17 protein-coding genes are annotated in these 19,004 nt (G+C 37.1%); all 17 read left to right on the forward strand.

The annotated features are described in order from the left end of the window. Window positions 1-134 precede the first annotated feature (134 nt). Window positions 135-2,480: a hypothetical protein gene (locus NX902_RS09670; protein ID WP_303981894.1), complete on the forward strand. Its 2,346-nt coding sequence runs from the start codon at window positions 135-137 to the stop codon at window positions 2,478-2,480. Beyond that, window positions 2,477-3,409, forward strand: a complete 933-nt coding sequence (locus NX902_RS09675; RefSeq protein WP_095329152.1) for an ABC transporter ATP-binding protein — start codon at window positions 2,477-2,479, stop codon at window positions 3,407-3,409. The genes NX902_RS09670 and NX902_RS09675 overlap by 4 nt, the downstream gene beginning before the upstream one ends. After that, the gene (locus tag NX902_RS09680; RefSeq protein WP_095329153.1) at window positions 3,406-4,251 is read left to right on the forward strand and encodes an ABC transporter permease; all 846 of its coding nucleotides are present in this window, start codon (window positions 3,406-3,408) and stop codon (window positions 4,249-4,251) included. Before NX902_RS09675 ends, NX902_RS09680 begins: the two co-directional genes overlap by 4 nt. Before the next feature lie 7 nt (window positions 4,252-4,258). Then, window positions 4,259-5,842, forward strand: a complete 1,584-nt coding sequence (locus NX902_RS09685; RefSeq protein WP_172859530.1) for a hypothetical protein — start codon at window positions 4,259-4,261, stop codon at window positions 5,840-5,842. Between the two features lie 8 nt (window positions 5,843-5,850). Continuing rightward, on the forward strand, window positions 5,851-6,861 hold the full coding sequence (locus NX902_RS09690; protein WP_123259607.1) for an AAA family ATPase: 1,011 nt from the start codon (window positions 5,851-5,853) through the stop codon (window positions 6,859-6,861). Beyond that, window positions 6,858-7,718, forward strand: coding sequence for a DUF58 domain-containing protein (locus NX902_RS09695; RefSeq protein WP_123257446.1), 861 nt, complete (start codon window positions 6,858-6,860; stop codon window positions 7,716-7,718). The genes NX902_RS09690 and NX902_RS09695 overlap by 4 nt, the downstream gene beginning before the upstream one ends. 34 nt (window positions 7,719-7,752) lie before the next feature. Next, on the forward strand, window positions 7,753-9,525 hold the full coding sequence (locus tag NX902_RS09700; protein ID WP_171509518.1) for a vWA domain-containing protein: 1,773 nt from the start codon (window positions 7,753-7,755) through the stop codon (window positions 9,523-9,525). Further along, window positions 9,509-12,265, forward strand: coding sequence for a VWA domain-containing protein (locus NX902_RS09705; protein WP_341160700.1), 2,757 nt, complete (start codon window positions 9,509-9,511; stop codon window positions 12,263-12,265). The genes NX902_RS09700 and NX902_RS09705 overlap by 17 nt, the downstream gene beginning before the upstream one ends. A gap of 919 nt (window positions 12,266-13,184) precedes the next feature. Next, the gene (locus tag NX902_RS09710) at window positions 13,185-13,517 is read left to right on the forward strand and encodes a putative DNA-binding protein (RefSeq protein WP_095329158.1); all 333 of its coding nucleotides are present in this window, start codon (window positions 13,185-13,187) and stop codon (window positions 13,515-13,517) included. 12 nt (window positions 13,518-13,529) lie between these two features. Further along, window positions 13,530-14,882 carry a signal recognition particle protein gene (gene ffh / locus NX902_RS09715; RefSeq protein ID WP_341160701.1) on the forward strand — a complete coding sequence of 451 codons (1,353 nt, stop codon included), beginning with the start codon at window positions 13,530-13,532 and terminating at the stop codon, window positions 14,880-14,882. 175 nt (window positions 14,883-15,057) lie between these two features. Continuing rightward, window positions 15,058-15,330: a 30S ribosomal protein S16 gene (gene rpsP / locus NX902_RS09720; RefSeq protein WP_016201097.1), complete on the forward strand. Its 273-nt coding sequence runs from the start codon at window positions 15,058-15,060 to the stop codon at window positions 15,328-15,330. Window positions 15,331-15,341: 11 nt separating this feature from the next. Beyond that, on the forward strand, window positions 15,342-15,572 hold the full coding sequence (locus NX902_RS09725; protein WP_031534442.1) for a KH domain-containing protein: 231 nt from the start codon (window positions 15,342-15,344) through the stop codon (window positions 15,570-15,572). 317 nt (window positions 15,573-15,889) lie between these two features. Next, window positions 15,890-16,267 (forward strand): YlqD family protein, encoded by a 378-nt coding sequence (locus tag NX902_RS09730; RefSeq protein ID WP_095329160.1) that lies wholly within the window; start codon window positions 15,890-15,892, stop codon window positions 16,265-16,267. A gap of 11 nt (window positions 16,268-16,278) precedes the next feature. Beyond that, window positions 16,279-16,797, forward strand: a complete 519-nt coding sequence (rimM, locus tag NX902_RS09735) for a ribosome maturation factor RimM (RefSeq protein WP_095329161.1) — start codon at window positions 16,279-16,281, stop codon at window positions 16,795-16,797. Further along, complete coding sequence (gene trmD, locus NX902_RS09740) at window positions 16,797-17,540, forward strand: tRNA (guanosine(37)-N1)-methyltransferase TrmD (RefSeq protein WP_095329162.1); 744 nt, start codon at window positions 16,797-16,799, stop codon at window positions 17,538-17,540. The genes rimM and trmD overlap by 1 nt, the downstream gene beginning before the upstream one ends. Window positions 17,541-17,759: 219 nt before the next feature. Further along, window positions 17,760-18,104, forward strand: a complete 345-nt coding sequence (gene rplS / locus NX902_RS09745) for a 50S ribosomal protein L19 (RefSeq protein WP_047939984.1) — start codon at window positions 17,760-17,762, stop codon at window positions 18,102-18,104. Window positions 18,105-18,453: 349 nt separating this feature from the next. Further along, window positions 18,454-18,990: a signal peptidase I gene (gene lepB / locus NX902_RS09750; RefSeq protein WP_095329163.1), complete on the forward strand. Its 537-nt coding sequence runs from the start codon at window positions 18,454-18,456 to the stop codon at window positions 18,988-18,990. Window positions 18,991-19,004 lie beyond the last annotated feature (14 nt).

Raw genomic sequence — 19,004 nt, forward strand, 5'->3', positions numbered from 1 at the left:
AAAAACATATGTATAAAATGCTCTAAATAGTGTAAAATTACATTATGATATTTTTGGTATTTACTGTAGGGTGGAAACCACTGCCAATCGTTAATTAATTAGAACCAAAAAATAGAAAATGGGGGAAACAAAGTTTGCGAAAAGTAAAAAAAGTGATAATTATATGTTTTATCTTGTTATTGGCCACTACTTTTATTGTCAAAGAAGCAAATGCCGCTTCTACTGACACCATAAAAATCACAACAGAGGCTGGATTTGCTGGTAAGGTAATGGATGGAAAAGGATTTCAATTAAAAATTATACTGGAAAATAGTGGAGAAGACTTTAAAGGAGATTTATTAATTCCCTATTCTCCAAGCTATGAAGCGGGAGGACAAACATTAGTATCTGTCGATATACCGGCAAATAGTAAGAAGACCTATATGGTCACAATCCCTGGGATTTCTTCTGATACAGACTATGCTAACAAAAAGATGAAATTATATCGCGGAAGTTGGCAGAATGGCGATGAAGTAACTTTTACTGGAGTAAAAGAAGTGAGGGTAAATCTTATCCCTGAACAGGCTTTAGGTATACTTACTGATCAATATGATAAATTTAAAGATTTAAGAAAGCTGCCTAGTAATTCCATTTATACAACGGAAATGATCAAAGAAGAAATACCTGATCAGGCATTAGCGCTTGAAACAATAAGCTATCTGCTGGTTGATCAATTTTCACTGAGTGAATTAACGGATGAGCAGCAGCAAGCAATAAAAAAATGGATTGAAAATGGAGGTATTTTGATTACTGGTGCACAACCAAATGGAAAGCAAGCATACGGTCAGTTAGAAACATCGATGCCGCTAGCACTTGGCAAAAAAGAAGCTTTTTCCTTGGCGGTTCTAGACACAAAAAATAAACAGCAAGCGAAAATAGATGGTTATCAATCTACCTTAATAGAAGGCGCAGAAGCAATTGTTTTACATAATGACCAGCCGATTATTGCGAAAAAGGAGCTCGGTGAAGGAAAAATTATACAAGCTTCCTTTTCACTTAGTGATCCCAGTTTTCTTGGCTGGTCCGGATTTAATAGTTGGGTAGAAAAAATACTATTAGCTGAAAGTTCGCAGCATGCCAATAATTCTCAATATAACAGTAACCCGATTGGTGATCTTTATAATAGTTTTGTGCAGGCAAATGAATATTTCGAGAGCTCTACTATATCCACAAGTATCTTATTAATTATTTTGGCAGGTTATTTGCTCGTTATTGTGCCGATTTTATACGTCGTGTTAAAAAGAATCGACAAACGAGAGCATGCTTGGTGGATTATTCCGAGCTTATCGATTCTTTTATCGATTGCAGTGTTCCTAACGGGTGCAAAGGATAAAATAAGAAATCCGCAATTTAATGAAATGGGTGTCTATCAATATAGCAATAACTATTTATCTGGATATCAAGCTACAACTCTTTTATCGAATAAATCTGGTGATTTTACGTTAATGTATGATAAAAATTTGTATACTCCTATTCCTTTTGCAGGATATGGAGAATTACAGATGAAGGCCGTTACCAAGGAAAAAATAAAAAAGAATGAAATGATTTTTCCGGATGTAGAGTATTGGTCCAGTCGTACTATGTACGGCAAGTCCAGTATCCCGGTAGAAGGTGGATTCAGTCATAAGTTTGAAACAACAGAAAAAGAGATTACTGGTTCCATAACCAATCATTTTCCATATGATTTCTCCAACCTATTTATATGGTCGGGAACGGAAAAAATCGAATTAGGTTCGCTTGCTGCTGGAGAAACAAAAAAAATTAAGGTTTCTCGTAAGCATAAGTATTTTTCTAAACCATCTGATTCGAATCAAGGTTCCTATGTTTATGATTACAATGGAAATGATTTAAATGAATATAGAGAATTAGTTGCTTCAGGATTGGTGTTGAATACGGAGTATTTTAAGACTGTGACAACTGGAGATCCATTATTAATTGGAATTACAAATGAGGATATCATCAAGGTTGGTTTAACAAGTGGAAAGGTAACAAAGAACAGCACTAATTTAATAATGGAGCCTTTTACAATAGCCAATAATTTTCCTGGGCCTTTTACCTTGAATGAAGGAGATATGTACCAGAAACTAGCAGTAATTAAAGGAACTGTCTATAATCAGAATTTCCAAGAAAATGATTTTACGTTAGAAGATGGGGAGTATCTCTATACACTTGGAATTCCGAAATCTTATGAAGATAGCTCGATTGCTTTTGAATCTATTACGATACAAGCAAGCGGAACTCCAGGTGTGAAGTACAGTATTTATAATAAACGCACAGGAAATTATGAAGAAGTAAAAAATCTTTTCAAATTGGAGAAACAAAAGATTGCAGACTATTTGGATGAAAATAGAAAAATTACGCTGAAGGTGAATAAAGCAACAAATGGTGACCCATACATGCAATTGCCATCTGTTAAGGTGAAAGGAGAGATAAAAGAATGATAGAAATTAAAGGTCTTTCCAAGAAGTATGGAAAGTTTACAGCACTTGAACCATTAGATTTACAGATTGAAGCAGGATGTGTGTTTGGGTTTGTCGGCCAGAACGGAGCTGGTAAATCTACGACCTTCTCTATTCTTGCTACTTTATTAGCACCTACTTCTGGAACAGCAACGATAAATGGGGCTGATATTATTAAACAGCCGAAAGAGGTTAGAAAACAGTTAGGATATATGCCTGATTTCTTTGGTGTTTATGATCAGTTAAAAGCAGAAGAATACTTAGATTTTTATGGTGCTAGCTATGGGATTTCAGCTGCGCAAAGAGAAAAGTTAATTCCGCAGCTGTTAGAGCTAGTAAATCTTTCTCATAAGCGAAAAGAATATGTTGATCTTTTGTCGCGAGGAATGAAACAAAGACTTTGTCTTGCGAGAAGCTTAATCCATGATCCAGCAGTTCTTATTCTAGACGAGCCAGCATCTGGATTGGATCCACGGGCACGCATTGAAATGCGGGAGATTTTAAAAGAATTAAAGAATATGGGAAAGACTATTCTTATCTCTTCACATATCTTGCCAGAACTAGCAGAAATGTGTGATGTCATTGGAATTCTGGATCAAGGAAAATTAGTGGCACAAGGAACGGTTTCAGCTATTCAACAGCAATTACAGAGTGAAAAAATCATTAGTGTAAAAACATTTGATATACAAAAAACGATTGAATTTTTGGAGGAAAGTCCACGAATTTCAAAGATAGAAGTGCTGGAAGATGGCAAAGTAATTCAGTTCCTCTTTAAAGGTGGAGATAAAGCGCAGCAAGAATTATTAAAAACAGCGATTCAAAAAGAAATTCCGATTATTAGTTTTTCAGAAATGGAGAGCAATTTAGAGGATGTCTTTATGGAGATTACAAAGGAGGTTGAATTCTCTTGAAAGCTTATTTCATGAATCCAGTATTAAATAAAGAGTTAAAGCTACGTTTTCGTTCAGGAAAAACATTTGTCGGAATTCTGTTTTATCTACTTGCGCTTACCTTGCTGATGGTTGCTTTAATGTATGTACTCAGAACCTCGAGCCCAAATGGATTTTTTAAGCCGCAGGAGAGCCGCTTGATGTTTATGTTTTTGGCGTTTGTTCAATTAGGATTAGTTTTATTTATTACACCAGGACTGACAGGTGGGGTGATTAGTAGTGAAAGGGAAAGACAAACCTTAAGTATTCTTTTAACAACCACTCAAAGCAGCTTTACGATTATTCTCGGCAAATTGCTTTCGTCCATTTCGTACTTAGTACTATTAATTTTAGCAAGTCTTCCGATATACAGTTTTGTGTTTTTATATGGGGGGATTTCGCCAACGCAGTTAACACAAGTATTTTTCTTCAGTTTATTTACAATGCTTGTCATTGGCAGTTTCGGGGTTTTATTTTCAACTCTCATACGCAAAACAATTGTTAGTATGGTGACAACCTATAGTGTTGCGTTATTTATTGTGGCTGGAACGGCAGTTATTTCTCTTATTCTTTTTCAAATAGCGAATATTCATGCTGCTTCGACTCCTGCAAAAGTACCTTCTGTATACTTTAGTGCCATGTTTAATCCTGGTATTGTGCTAGCAGATATATTTGAACCAACTGTTTCTGAACAAATTAAAGAATTGACAGGCATTAAGTTTCCGATTTGGGCTGCCCATCTTATTACTTATTGTATTGTGATTGCATTGTCATTAACAATTAGTGTTCGTAATTTACGTGCTAATATGAAAAAGGGAAGTTGATAAGTTTATGGAAAATCTTCAGCAGTATAAGGAATTGCTCAAACCAGTAAGAAAATCTATTGCTAGAGAGTTGCTTGCAAAAGAGCTATGCCTATTACTAGCACTTTTAGGAGGAGGATTTCTCCTCCTTTCCATAATGGCGTATCTTTTTATTCTGCCTTTTTTGTTGTACTATCTCTTCGCGGTGTTTTGTGTTGGTGTTTCCATCTTTCTCATTCGCTTATGGAGAAAATGGCCAACAGAAAAACAAGCGGTAAAACTATATAATCAATTTGTTGCCGATGATTATGCAACGACGGCCTTTTCCTATCTACATAGTGAAGGTGCGGTCGAACAAGTAGTTGTAAAACAAGCGATAGCGCAAATGACAGAGAAACAATTAGCTGTATTAAGCCGAAAGAAAAGATATATTTATCCGAAATTTATTCTTTCAGGAATGGTATGTTTCATCATTTGTCTACTGTTACAGTTTTTTCCATCAGCTAATATGGAAGCTGCCAAGAAAAAAGAGAATGAGATAAAAACGATCGCTAAAGCGGAAAAGGAATTAGAAAAAGCGATAAAAAAAGAAACAGATAAACAGGTGAGAAAAGAGCTAAAACAAATCCAAAAGCAATTAGAAAAGAAGGACACGGTAGAAAAAACCTTTGCAGAATTGGAAAAACAAGCGAAAGAGCTTCAGCTGCAAAAGAGAAAAATCCAAGAGAAAAGCAAGGAACGCCAACAGATAGAATCGATGCTGAATGAGACTGGTTTGAAGTCTCTCTCTAAGGCTATCTCAGAGAAAGATAAGGAAGCAGTACAGAAGGAATTACAAAAAGCAAACGAACAATATAAACGATTAACAGATCAACAAAAAGATGCTCTCAATCAATTGACAGGTGCAAATAAGCAATTATCAGAAGAGCAGTTTCAACAGCTATTAAAGCAAATGGATGAATTGCTGAGTAATGAGGAATTGCTGCAACAATTAGAAACTGTGCAAACAGAACTTGCTCAGGTTGGGAAGAAGCTGGAGGATGAAAGTCTAGCAAATGGAATAACGATCCCTAAGTCTCGTACGGTTGCCAAAGGCTCCAGTAATAATGATACAACTTCCTCAGGAGAGACAACTACCAGTGGTCAGCAAGGGAAGAATGATAAGGGCAATTCAACAAATGGAAATAATGATTCTTCCAGCTCAGGCAACGGTTCAGGCAATAGTAATGGATCAGGATCAGGCTCTGGAAATGGCTCTGATTCCAGTTCAGGTTCGGGTTCAGGTTCAGGCAATGGTGCTGGTGGATCAGGGAATGGGAATGGCTCAGGAGCTGGATTCGGAAGCGGTAGCAGAGAGTTATTAACAGTACCGGAAAAAGTGGTTGGAAAAGATAATGTCGAAGTGGATTCAGGTAAATTAGGCAATGGCAAGCAAGGTCAGATGACAGAAGGGGAGGGTCCAGTTTTAAAAGGGAATATTCGTCCGTATGAACAGGTATTTTCAGAATATGAAGCTTCTTACAGGGAAAGTACTTCAAGATATAAATTGCCAAATGACTTAGAAAATATTGTAAAGAACTATTTTACTGATATCAAACCAAATGAAAAGTAGGGGAAAAGATGGAAAAAGAACTAGTGGAACAGGATTTTATCCAAGCAGAGGCTTTGCTTAAAAAGGTGAAAGAGGAGATTGGCAAATTCATTGTCGGACAGGAAAAAATTACTGATGAGGTACTTTGGTGTATGCTGGCAGGTGGACATGTACTTTTAGAAGGACTTCCAGGTCTTGGAAAGACGATGATGATTCGAACTATTTCGGAAGTCTTGGACTTATCCTTCGCGCGAATTCAGTTTACGCCAGATTTAATGCCGGCAGATATTACTGGTACGATGGTGCTGCAGCCTGATAATAAAGGAAAACAACAATTTCATTTTCATGAAGGACCTTTATTTAAGCATATTGTTCTTGCAGATGAAATTAACCGTGCAACACCGAAAACGCAAAGTGCTTTATTGGAAGCGATGGGGGAGAAAACAGTCACCATTATGGGGGAAACGAAAAAATTAGCAGCGCCATTTTTTGTTTTGGCAACACAAAATCCCCTTGATATGGAGGGAACTTATCCATTGCCGGAAGCTCAGTTAGATCGGTTTCTATGTAAATTGCATGTTACTTATCCGTCAAAAGAAGAACTAAAAGCCATTATTAAAAAGACTACTGGAACGGAGTCAACTGTATTAACGCGTGTTGCCTCTGTAGAGGATATTCTTCATTTACAAAGTCTTGTCAAACAAATTCTCGTTGCGGATGATATTTTAGACGTTGCTGTTAATATTGTTTCTGCCACTCATCCTGGTTCGGAGGATGCGACAGAATTAGGAAATAAGTATATTCAGGCAGGAAGTGGTCCGAGGGGACTGCAGTCCTTAGTAACCATGGCAAAAGCAAGAGCATTAGCTTCTGGAAGACTGCATGTCTCCATGGCAGATTTGCGTTATGCGGCACTACCAGTGTTTAGACATCGAATTTTGCTTAATTTTGAAGGGGAAATTGCGGGCGTTACGACTGATCAAATTATGGAAGATATTTTGGAAAAAACATTACGCATTGAAGCAGGGAAGGGACGATGAAGAACTATCATTCCTTATTAGCAAGAATGAATCGAAAAAGACTGCAAGTTTCGACGAAGGGTGCAGGAATGCAGAATGGTCGAAGAAAATCTCATATTCACGGAACCTCCTTGGATTTTGCTGATTATAAAATCTATCATCCTGGTGATGATATTCGCCAAATCGATTGGAATGTATATGGCCGAACAAATAAGCCATATATTAAAAGATTTCAAGATGAAAAGGAGATATCAGTTAGTATCTTCCTTGATGGGACAGCCTCAATGAAACAAATACCTTCCAAGTGGGAGCTAGCAAGAGAATTAGCGGCAAGCTTAGCTTATATCACATTATCACATGAGGATAGACTGAGTTTTTCTGTTGTTTCTACAAAGCATTCCTTTCATCGCAAAGGTTCGGTTCATAATAAACGAACCTTTTATGAGATTGTTGATGTGAAGGAGCAGACGATTAATGAAAGCTTCACACAATCATTAAGCAATTCTATAAAAGCGCCGACCCAAATGATTATTTTGATAACAGACGGTTTAGAAGCTTTGTCATTATTTGAGGAAAGTTTTAAACGGTTAAAATATCGCAATCAGCAAATATGGCTGATTCAATTACTAAGTGAGAGCGAGATTCATCCGAATCTATCTGGTGACATACAATTAGTCGATAGTGAAAATGGAAAAACCGTGGATGTAAGTCTAAATAGCTCGATTAAAACACTTTATAGAAAAAGACTCGATCAGCATAATCAAGAACTAGAAGTTCTTTGTGCCACAAATGGTATCCGTTATTGCCAAATCAGCGATAAACTAGATATCCAAACGATTATTTTACGAGAACTGGCGTTTGCTGGATTGGTTCAATAATTCTTTTTCATTACGAGCCAAAAGGAGAGACAAAATGCATTTAGCACAACCCTATTATTTTTTGCTGCTAATTTTTATTGGATTATTCATCCTAATATATTTTTTTCGCAAAAAATATACAAAACAAACTATCCCCTCCAATTTACTTTGGGAGGAAGTTCTTAAGGAAATGAGGGCATCCTCCTGGTTTCATAAATGGCAAAATAATGTTCTATTCTGGCTGCAGCTTCTATGCTTGCTACTCTTGATGTTTGCATTAGTAGGACCATATTTTGCTAAAGAAACGATGAAAGGGGAGCAAATCATATTCTTATTTGATACCTCGGCTTCGATGGCCGCGAATGGTAGTAGCTCTAACCGTTTAGAAGATAGCAAAAAAGAAGCACTCGAAATGATGAAAAGTCTTCAGAAAAATCAAGCTGTTACGATTTTAGAGGTAAATGATCGTCCTCAAATTCTTCTGCATAATGAGTCAGAGCGCGATAAAATAAGTGCTGCAATTAAAGGGTTAGAACTTTCCTATACACATGAAGACTGGCAAAGTGCAACAGAGCTGACGGCAAGTCTAGCGAAAGAGGGTAAAACGGCCATTCATATTTTTTCGGATGGGCTGGAGAAGGAAAGGATAAAAAATATCGATTCTTTTTATGTAAAAGTACATAATCAAGAGCAGGAAAAAGCAGAAAATATTTCGATTTTATCTTTTGGTGTATCAAAAAATGCCGATAAAGTAGCGGGTGTTGCACTGGTGGAAAATCAAACTGATTCCCATAAAACCATACCTTTTCAAGTTGAAAGTGAAAAAACAGTACTTTATCAACAAGATATTGAATTAAAGCCAAAGGAAAGAAAAGTAATTGCGATAAACGAGCTTCCTGAGAAATCTTATTACGATGCTAAACTTAATGCTTCAGATGATTTTGCAGTTGATAATATGCAAACCGCTGTATTAAATAAACAGGCAACAACTATTTATACTGATAATGAAATGAATCCTTTTTTGGTAAAAGGATTTGAGGCGATTGGGCTTCAAGTTATCCAAATGGAGAATAAAGAAGATTTTCTCACCAAAAAGGATAGTATTTTCCTATTATCTGGGTCTGCGTTACCCGAACACATCGAAGGTCCATTTGTTTTCTTCTTTACAGGAGGAAAAAAAGAAGAAGTGCAAACAGTGATAGAACCAAGTGAGGATGAACTACTTTTACATGTCGATATGAAGGATGTTTTTATCGCAAGTGCAATGAAGCAGACAATGAAAACGATGAAACCTATTGTTAAAAGTGGAGAACTGCCGTTAATTCAAAAAGGCGAATGGAATAATCAGCCCGCTATAGCTATTCAATTTGACTTAAAAGATAGTGATTGGCCATTACATCCAAGTTTTCCGATCTTTTTATATAATATGTATCAATGGCTTTCTTCTCAATCCAATTATGTTGGTGATTTTCAGCCATTAGAATCGCGGACCATTCATTTAACAAGCAAAGAAACAGAGTGGGATATTTATAATGAAAACGACCAATTAGTGAGAACCTTCTCGTTGGATGATGGTTTTCAAGCACCTAAGCTGCCTGGTGTTTATCAATTGACAAATGGCTCTGAAATTCTATATTTTTCCGTAAATCTCGATGATCGAGAGAAGACGACTGCTACGCAAAAGTCGTTTGTTCTAAATGAAGATAAACTAATAGGCAATGAAATGACAAAAACGCAGAATGATTGGTTATGGTATATTTTATGCTTGCTTGCGCTGATCATTTTATGTATGGAATGGGAGGTGTACCGACGTGCAGATAGAGTTTAAATACCCATTCATTCTATTAATCTTTCTACCTATTATCTTTCTTCTTTATCGATATTGGAAACAGTCAAGGACGATGTCAAATAGAAAAGAAAGACAAGTTATTCTCTTTTTAAGAAGCTTGATTTTTGCTTTATTAATCCTTGCGCTTGCCATTCCACAAATAGTTCTGCCGCAAAAAGAAAACCAAGTTGTTTTTCTAATGGATCGCAGTGCAAGTGTACAAGATGCAGGAGAGCAGCAGCTTGAATGGCTGGAAAAAAGCTTGCGATATAAAAAGGAAAAAGATCTCTATAGTGTACTTTCCTTCGGAGAAAAAACAACTATAGAGCAAATGATGGGCAAAGAGGAACTTCGTTTTTCTAAATGGAATGAGGAGTTAGGTAAAGACCACACAAATATTGAAGGGGCGCTTAACCTTGCTAGCAGTGTTTTTTCCAATAATAGCGGCGGTAGGATTATACTGTTTACCGACGGGAACGAGACGATGGGGAATCTTACCGAAGCGGCAAAATTATTAAAAAACCGCTCCATTGAATTAGACACTGTGCTGCTTGAACCCTCTTTATATGAAGATACTGCTGTTACAGATGTAGAAGTGCCGTCTACTTTATTTGAAGGGGAACAAGCAAATGTTTCTGTAACCATTGAAAGTAATAAGGCGAAAACGGGCTTACTTCATTTTTATGAAAATAATCATAAAATTGTTTCAAAGTCTATCAAAGTGAAAGAAGGTACAAATGTAATCCCTATTCAGTTTCCTGTAAAACAGACTGGATTGGTAACATATAAAGCAGAAGTTGATCTAATGAATGATGCCTATGCTGAAAATAATAAGCTTCAGGTTGTCAATATGGTTAAAACCATTCCGAAAATTTTAGTAGTGCAAAATAGCCCCAATGAATCATTTGTTCAAGCATTAGAAGCTGCTGGATATAAAGTAGAGGTTCGTTCCTCTATTCAGCTTCCTACTGTGCTTTCTGGCTATTTGAATTATCAGTCGATTATTTTTAATAATATTGCAGCAACAGATATTACGGAAAAGCAAATGAGTCTTATTGAAAAAAGCGTGAAAGATTTTGGCGTCGGTTTTCTCATGACAGGTGGAGAAAATAGCTTTGGATTAGGAGGATATTTCCAAACCCCTATCGAAAAACTATTGCCTGTTGATATGGATATAAAAGGGAAAAAGGAAATGCCCTCACTAGCATTAATGATTGTGTTAGACCGCTCTGGAAGTATGGACGGATCGAAATTTTCGTTAGCAAAAGAAGCAGCAGCACGGACTGTTGAATTGCTTCAAGAGACAGATACATTAGGATTTATAGCTTTTGATGATAAGCCATGGGTGATCGTAGAACCTAAACCTTTGAAAAATAAAGAGGAAGTTGTAGATAAGATTCGTTCTGTCCCAGTTGGCGGCGGAACCGAAATTTATGGATCATTACTGGAAGCCTATGAGCAAATCAGTGATTTAGATGTAAAAAGAAAACATATTATTTTGCTAACAGATGGACAATCCGCAACGAATAATAATTATGAGGAGTTAATTAATAATGGCAGTAAGAAAAATGTTACAATTTCGACGGTGGCTTTGGGGGCGGATGCAGATTGGAATTTATTAGAAAAATTAGCGGAAATGGGAGCTGGACGTTTTTATGATGTACAGGATTCTTCGGTAATTCCTTCGATTCTATCAAGAGAAACCGTTATGGCGACAAAAACTTATATTGAGGATAATCCGTTTTATCCCCAAATAAAGTCTGGTTATGGGTGGGATTCCTTGTTTAGTAAAGGGGTACCAGAAATGAATGCCTATATCGCCACAACGCCAAAATCAGAAAGCATCGTTCCAATTGAGAGTACAAAAAAAGATCCTATTCTTGCGGAATGGCAATACGGTCTAGGAAAGGCAATAGCTTTCACTTCTGACGTAAATGGCATGTGGGCAGGAGATTGGGCGCGTTGGAACCAATGGAGTAGTTTTATGACAAAAATGGTCGCAAAAACCTTGCCACAGTACGATTCGGAGGCATATTCTTTATCTGTTGAAAAAGCGAAGGACAGAACCTATCTATCGATAACAGCGGATCACTTATCAATGCTTCCGATTGAAACAACCATTATCTCCGAAAGAGGAGAAACGGTGGAAGGAAATACTAAAATGCTCGCTCCTGGAAAATATGAAGTGGATGTTGGCAATGATCCTGGTCTTTATTTTATTCATGTCAAACAAACAGATGAGGACGGAAACGTTACTGTTTACCAATCAGGATTTACCGTTCCCTATTCAGACGAATATTTAATTACCGGAGCAAATAAAGAAAAGCTTGCTGAGCTTCTGGCGATAACTAACGGATCTCAGCTGGAGAAAGAATCACAAGCGTTTCGTCCGTTGAAGGAACCAGTTAAACAAAAGCAGGAGATTACCGAAATCTTGCTGTTAATTAGCTTCCTGCTTCTATTTTTCGAAATTGCTATTCGAAGACTTGGATTACCAGTGAAATTTTTCCCTGTCTTTGAAAAGAGAAAAAGAGGTAAGCGTCAAAAGAGTCGAATACCTTCTATCGAGAAGAAAGGTGCAGCACCTAAAGAAAGACCAGTTACTTTCAAAAAAGATGTTTCAAGCAGAGAACCGAAACAAAAGCAAGAAAAACCGCGAGAGAAGATAAAGACGGAAAAGGTAGACAGCGAAAATCATTTGGAACAATTATTAGAAATGAAGCGGAAGAAAAAGCGATGAATCAGATTGTTATAAGACTGCAGACAAACTTTATTGGTTGTCTGCAGTTAGTTTTTTGAGGTGGAAAGGGTAATAAAGAAGAGTTCTCTGTGACCGAAAGAAGGGGAAATAAGAGAAAAAGGTAATAGAGAAGTACCCTCTGTGACCAAAAACGGTGTGAAGCGGAGAAAAAGGTAATAGAGAAGAGCTCTCTGTGACCGAAAACGGTGTGAAGCAGAGAAAAGGGTAATAGAGAAGAGCTCTCTGTGACCGAAAACGGTGTGAAGCGGAGAAAAGGGTAATAGAGAAGAGCTCTCTGTGACCGAAAACGGTATGAAGCGGAGAAAAGGGTAATAGAGAAGAGCTTTCTGTGACCGAAAACGGGATGACGCGGAGGAAAAGGTAATAGAGAAATCTAATGAAAACCAAAATCTATTTTATGTTATATGAAAAAATCTAAGACAGAGTCAAAAAAACTAATTCATTTATAGAATTTCCGTCCAGTTTGTACAACGATAACCGAGGCGCTTCCGCATTTCGGTTTGTCCAGCTCCGGGGGTCTAGGGGCTGATGGGCTTCCCGCCGCTTCCCTACGATAATTCAACATCAGTTCACTGTCGTTCACTGTGTTTCCTATATCTCAGGAAACGCCACTCCACCCCACACGCCACTAAACGGACCCCCGCCGCTTTTTGATTTGTCCAGCTGCAACGCCTATCGTTTAGCAAACTTCCAGGTGTCTTCCCTACGATAAGTCAACATCGCTTCCCTACCGTTCACCGTGTTTCCTTTATCTCAGTCAGAAACCTTCCAGTTTGTACAACGATAATCAAGGCGCTTCCGCATTTCGATTTGTAAAGATATTTTCTTGACATCTTTTTTTCTGGTGTGTAAAATAGTTGATGTAAAGGCTTTTGACTTAACACGGGGGTATTATTCGATGCTTGAGAAAACAACGAGAATGAATTATTTATTTGATTTCTATCAGTCGTTGTTAACACCGAAGCAACGAAGCTATATGTCTCTTTACTATTTGGATGATTACTCTCTTGGGGAGATTGCTGCTGAGTACAATGTAAGCCGTCAAGCGGTGTATGACAACATTAAACGTACGGAAGCAATGCTAGAAGAATATGAGAATAAGTTAGGGTTACTTCAGAAATTTCAGGAACGTCAAGTTCTTTTTGAAAAGATGAAAAAAATGCTAGAACATGATACCTTATCTATATCTGCGTTGCGAGAAGCAGTAGAGGAACTAGAGAAATTAGATTAAGGAGGCTGACGTATGGCATTTGAAGGTTTAGCTGACCGACTGCAGAACACGATGCAAAAAATCCGTGGAAAAGGGAAAGTAAATGAAGCGGATGTTAAAGAAATGATGCGTGAAGTTCGTCTTGCACTCCTTGAAGCGGACGTTAACTTTAAAGTGGTAAAAGACTTTGTTAAAAAAGTAAGTGAACGTGCAGTTGGACAGGAAGTGCTAAAAAGCTTAACTCCTGGACAACAAGTTATTAAAGTAGTAAAAGAAGAACTTACTGAATTAATGGGTGGAGAAGAAAGTAAAATTGGTGTTAGTAAGCGCCCGCCAACTGTTGTTATGATGGTCGGATTACAAGGGGCAGGTAAAACAACAACTACTGGTAAGCTTGCGAATTTATTGCGTAAAAAACATAATCGTAATCCGTTATTGGTTGCTGCTGATATTTATCGTCCTGCTGCAATTAAGCAATTACAAACTTTAGGCAAGCAGCTTGATTTTCCGGTATTTTCACTAGGAGATCAAGTTAGTCCAGTTGAAATTGCAAAACAAGCAATTGAAAAAGCAAAAGAAGATCATCATGATTATGTTTTAATTGATACAGCTGGTCGCCTTCATGTAGACGAAGCACTAATGGATGAATTAAAGCAGATCAAAGAACTTGCAAACCCAGAAGAAATATTACTCGTTGTCGATGCAATGACAGGGCAGGATGCTGTTAACATAGCTGGCAGTTTTAACGAGCAGTTAGGATTAACGGGAGTTGTTTTAACAAAGCTTGATGGGGATACACGCGGGGGAGCAGCACTTTCGATACGTTCTGTAACAAATACACCAATTAAATTTGTTGGTTTGGGAGAAAAAATGGATGCGCTTGAAGCATTTCATCCTGAGAGAATGGCTTCCAGAATCTTGGGAATGGGCGATGTCCTTAGCTTAATCGAAAAAGCACAAATTAATGTAGATGAAGAAAAAGCAAGAGAGTTAGAAAAGAAAATGAAGTCTGATTCATTTACCTTTGATGATTTTCTTGATTCCCTAAGCCAAGTTAGAAGTATGGGACCACTTGACGAATTATTAAAAATGATGCCAGGTGCGAACAAAATCAAAGGCTTAAACAATATGAAAGTGGATGAAAAGCAAATTGCCCATGTTGAGGCAATCATTAAGTCCATGACAAAGCAAGAAAAAGAACATCCTGAAATTATCAATTCTGGCAGAAGAAAGCGTATTGCGAAAGGAAGCGGAAGAACGGTTCCAGAAGTAAATCGACTTTTAAAGCAGTTTGATGATATGAAAAAAATGATGAAGCAAATGACCAATATGGGTCAAAAAGGCAAGAAAAAAGGTAAATTTAAATTACCATTTAACCCTTTTTAACAGCGGTTTTTTGTAAAAAAAAGGATCTGTTTGTCCATTGAAATGGCGCGGAGACTGTCTGTGAGAGGGCGTAAATAAAGATTTTTAACACTGACAAGAAAAAACACTTTACAAAGTGTTGGAGTATCTGATAATATACTATCTTGTGTGAAACTATTCGGAGGTGCAATATTAAATGGCAGTAAAAATTCGTTTAAAAAGAATGGGAGCAAAAAAATCTCCTTTTTATCGTATCGTAGTAGCAGATTCTCGTTCACCACGTGATGGACGTTTCATTGAAACAGTAGGAACTTACAATCCAGTAGCAAACCCTGCTATCGTGGAAATCAACGAAGATAAAGCTCTACAATGGTTACAAAATGGTGCAAAACCATCTGATACAGTACGTAACCTATTCTCTAACCAAGGTATTATGGAGAAATTCCACAATATCAAAAACGGTAAATAATATTTGATGCAATGAAAGAGCTTATAGAAACGATTGTTAAGCCCCTTGTTGATTTTCCAGAGGAAGTTGCTGTCACTGTAACAGAAGAGGATAATCGTATCACTTACTTGCTTTCTGTCAACGAGAATGACATTGGAAAGGTAATAGGGAAGCAAGGGCGAGTTGCTAGAGCAATTCGAACGATTGTTTATGCAGCAGGATCATTACAACAAAAGAAAATTATTGTTGATATTAGAGATTAAATGAAAAGGAAGGAGGGGGAACCCTCCTTCCTTTGTTTTTTAGGGAAAATAGTAGCCTTTGGCTGATAAAATGGAAATTTAGCTGAAAAAGGAGCAATCTAGGCTGATAATCGCGCTATTTAGCTATTATTATCAAAATTTAAGCTAATATATACTTCATTACCCTAAAAGGATGAAACAAACGCTAGCTTTTCTGAAAAATAGCTGTAATTTCATTCGGTACATGAATTTTCCCCTTTGCTTTTAGACGAAAAGAGTAATCTGTGTTACTTTGTTAGTAGTAAGGACTAAAGTTGTCATCTGTTAGGAGGAAGTAAATGAAGATTCTTCAGTCTGTAACAGTAAAACAAGTATTAACCGAAACTACCAAAAAGTCGATTTCCGATCGATATAAGCAAGAAATACAGCAGCTAGAAAAAGAAATACAGCAGCTTCAATTTGAAGAAAGAAAACAATTGAAAAATAATCCTTCTATTTCGGAAATAAAAACTTTTTTTCGTAAGGAAGTTACAAATAAATTAGAGAAACAAAAAACGATAGAGTTTCAATTAAAGCAATTACATATACTACCACTAGGGACAGAGATTAAAGAACAGGAAGTAATGGGACTTGTTGATGTTCAAGTAGGACAGGTTTGGGAAAGTGCTAATAAGACGATTGTTCTCAAAGATGGAATAGTGGTTGATATTCGATAGAGGTGAAGGTAATGGAAAAATGGTTTAATGTTGGAAAAGTTGTGAACACCCATGGGATAAGAGGAGAAATTCGCGTTATTTCTCGTACTGATTTTCCAGAAGAACGATATAAGATTGGAAACACCATTTATTTTTTTCAAAATGATAAAGCAAATCCCCTAGAACTGATAATTAAAAGCCATCGTGAGCATAAGAACTTTAATCTACTTACATTTGAAGGCTATGATAATGTGAATGATGTAGAATTTATGAAGGGAGGTCTCCTGAAGGTTCCAGAAAGTTTTTTAGGAGAGCTCGCGGAGAATGAATACTACTTCCATGAAATTATTGGCTGTAAAGTAGTGACAGTTGAAGGAGAAGAACTTGGAGAAATCACAGAAATATTAACACCAGGTGCAAATGATGTTTGGGTGGTAAAGGGGAAAGATAAAAGTGAAATTTTGATTCCTTACATTGAAGAGGTAGTCATGAAAGTAGATGTAGAAGAAAAAGTAGTTGTCATAGAGCCGATGGAAGGGCTGTTGTCTTAATGAAAATAGATGTATTGACGTTATTTCCTGAGATGTTTGAAGGAGTCCTTCATAGCTCCATTTTAAAAAAAGCACAAGAAGCAGAAAAAGTAGCTTATAATATCGTCAATTTTCGCGATTACTCCGATAATAAACATCAAACCGTTGATGATTATCCATATGGAGGAGGTGCTGGGATGGTGTTGAAGCCACAGCCTATATTTGACGCTGTGGATGCTCTAAAACCAAAAGATAACAGAAAGCCTCGTGTCATCTTAATGTGCCCGCAAGGAGAAAGATATAGTCAAGCAAAAGCGGAGGAATTAGCACAAGAAGAGCATTTGATTTTCATTTGCGGACATTATGAAGGCTATGATGAGAGAATTAGAGAACATTTAGTGACAGATGAAATCTCCATTGGTGATTATGTCCTTACAGGCGGCGAATTAGGGGCTATGGTCGTTATTGATAGTGTAGTACGTTTATTACCAGGCGTGCTTGGAAAAGAAGCATCCCATGTTAATGACTCTTTTAGCACTGGTTTGTTGGAGCATCCTCATTATACTCGTCCGGCCGATTTCCGAGGAATGAAGGTACCAGACACGCTGCTTTCTGGAAATCATGCACATATTGATGAATGGAGAGAAAGGGAATCCTTCCGAAGAACGATTGAAAGGCGCCCGGATTTACTAGAAAATTATCCGCTGACTGAGAAGCAGAAAAAGTTGGTAAAAGAGTTGACAAATCAGCATCATCCAAGCTAATTGGATACGGTATGGTGATGATTAGATGAATGAATCTATTAAGGAGCAAGGTAATACTATTATTTTTAGAAAAAATATTGCTGTTATTCTCTTTTTATGTTAAGATAACACTTGTGACTTAAACAGATGAATTTCTGTGAAGGGTCTTATAACGATGTTCCGCTGCAAGAGGTCTCAAACTATGAGTGCAAGAGCGTCTGTTGGAAGGAGTTGAAAACGATGCAAAAATTAATAGAAGAGATTACAAAAGAACAACTTCGTTCTGATCTTCCTGCGTTCCGTCCTGGTGACACTGTACGTGTACACGTGAAAGTTGTTGAGGGTACTCGTGAACGTATTCAGTTATTTGAAGGTGTTGTAATTAAGCGTCGTGGTGGTGGAATCAGCGAAACTTTTACAGTACGTAAAGTTTCTTACGGAGTTGGCGTTGAGCGTACATTCCCTGTTCACACACCTAAAATTGCGAAGCTAGAAGTTATCCGCCGCGGTAAAGTACGCCGTGCGAAACTTTACTACCTACGTAACCTACGTGGTAAAAAAGCTCGTATTAAAGAAATTCGATAATTGTTACCAAAAAAGAGCCTGTTCTTGTAACAAGCTCTTTTTTATATTTTTAAATGCTGCTTATAGAAAACTCGTATATTAGAAAGAATAGTTCTGTAATTCATCCAAAAATGAGAGAGATGCAGAGAGGAAAGGAAACTGAAGTGATCTTTTAATGGAATCACTACTTTGCAAATCGATCTCTAATCTTTATATTAACGATTTTAAGTAATAGGAAGCAAAAGTCCAACTGCAATCTTTCCAATTTTACTTCACTCGGAAATTCCGCTAAAATATTATCATGATGGATAAGTTTTTTTATCTTACATAAAAAATACCTATATTGTTCAGTTAAGGATTGGTGAAAGGTATGGCAACTGAAAAGAAGAAGAAAAATGAAGTATGGGAATGGAGTAAAGCATTAATAATTGCTGTTTTACTTGCTGTTGTTATTCGCTATTTTTTATTTGCTCCAATTGTAGTTGATGGTGAATCCATGCAGTCTACATTGCTCGATCAAGATCGAATGATTGTCAATAAGATAAATTACAAAGTAAGTGAACCAAAGCGCTTTGATATTGTTGTGTTCCACGCTCCAGAAGGTAAGGACTATATAAAAAGAGTAATTGGTCTACCAGGAGACACAATTGAATATCGCGATGATGTATTATATGTGAACGGACAAGCTTATGAAGAACCTTATTTAGAACATAATAAAGAAGGCGTAATGGGCCCTCTAACAGAAGATTTTACAGCAACTGTGCCAAAAGGAGAATTGTTTGTGATGGGAGATAACCGTCGCAATAGTAAAGATAGTCGCCATATTGGTACGATTGGTTTTGATAAAATTATTGGCACCACAAGTGTTATATATTGGCCAATAGCTGATTGGAAAATAGTAGAATAATGTTAGTGGAAGAA

Source organism: Niallia sp. FSL W8-0954 (assembly GCF_038005605.1).
Taxonomy (GTDB): Bacteria; Bacillota; Bacilli; order Bacillales; family Cytobacillaceae; genus Niallia; species Niallia circulans_A.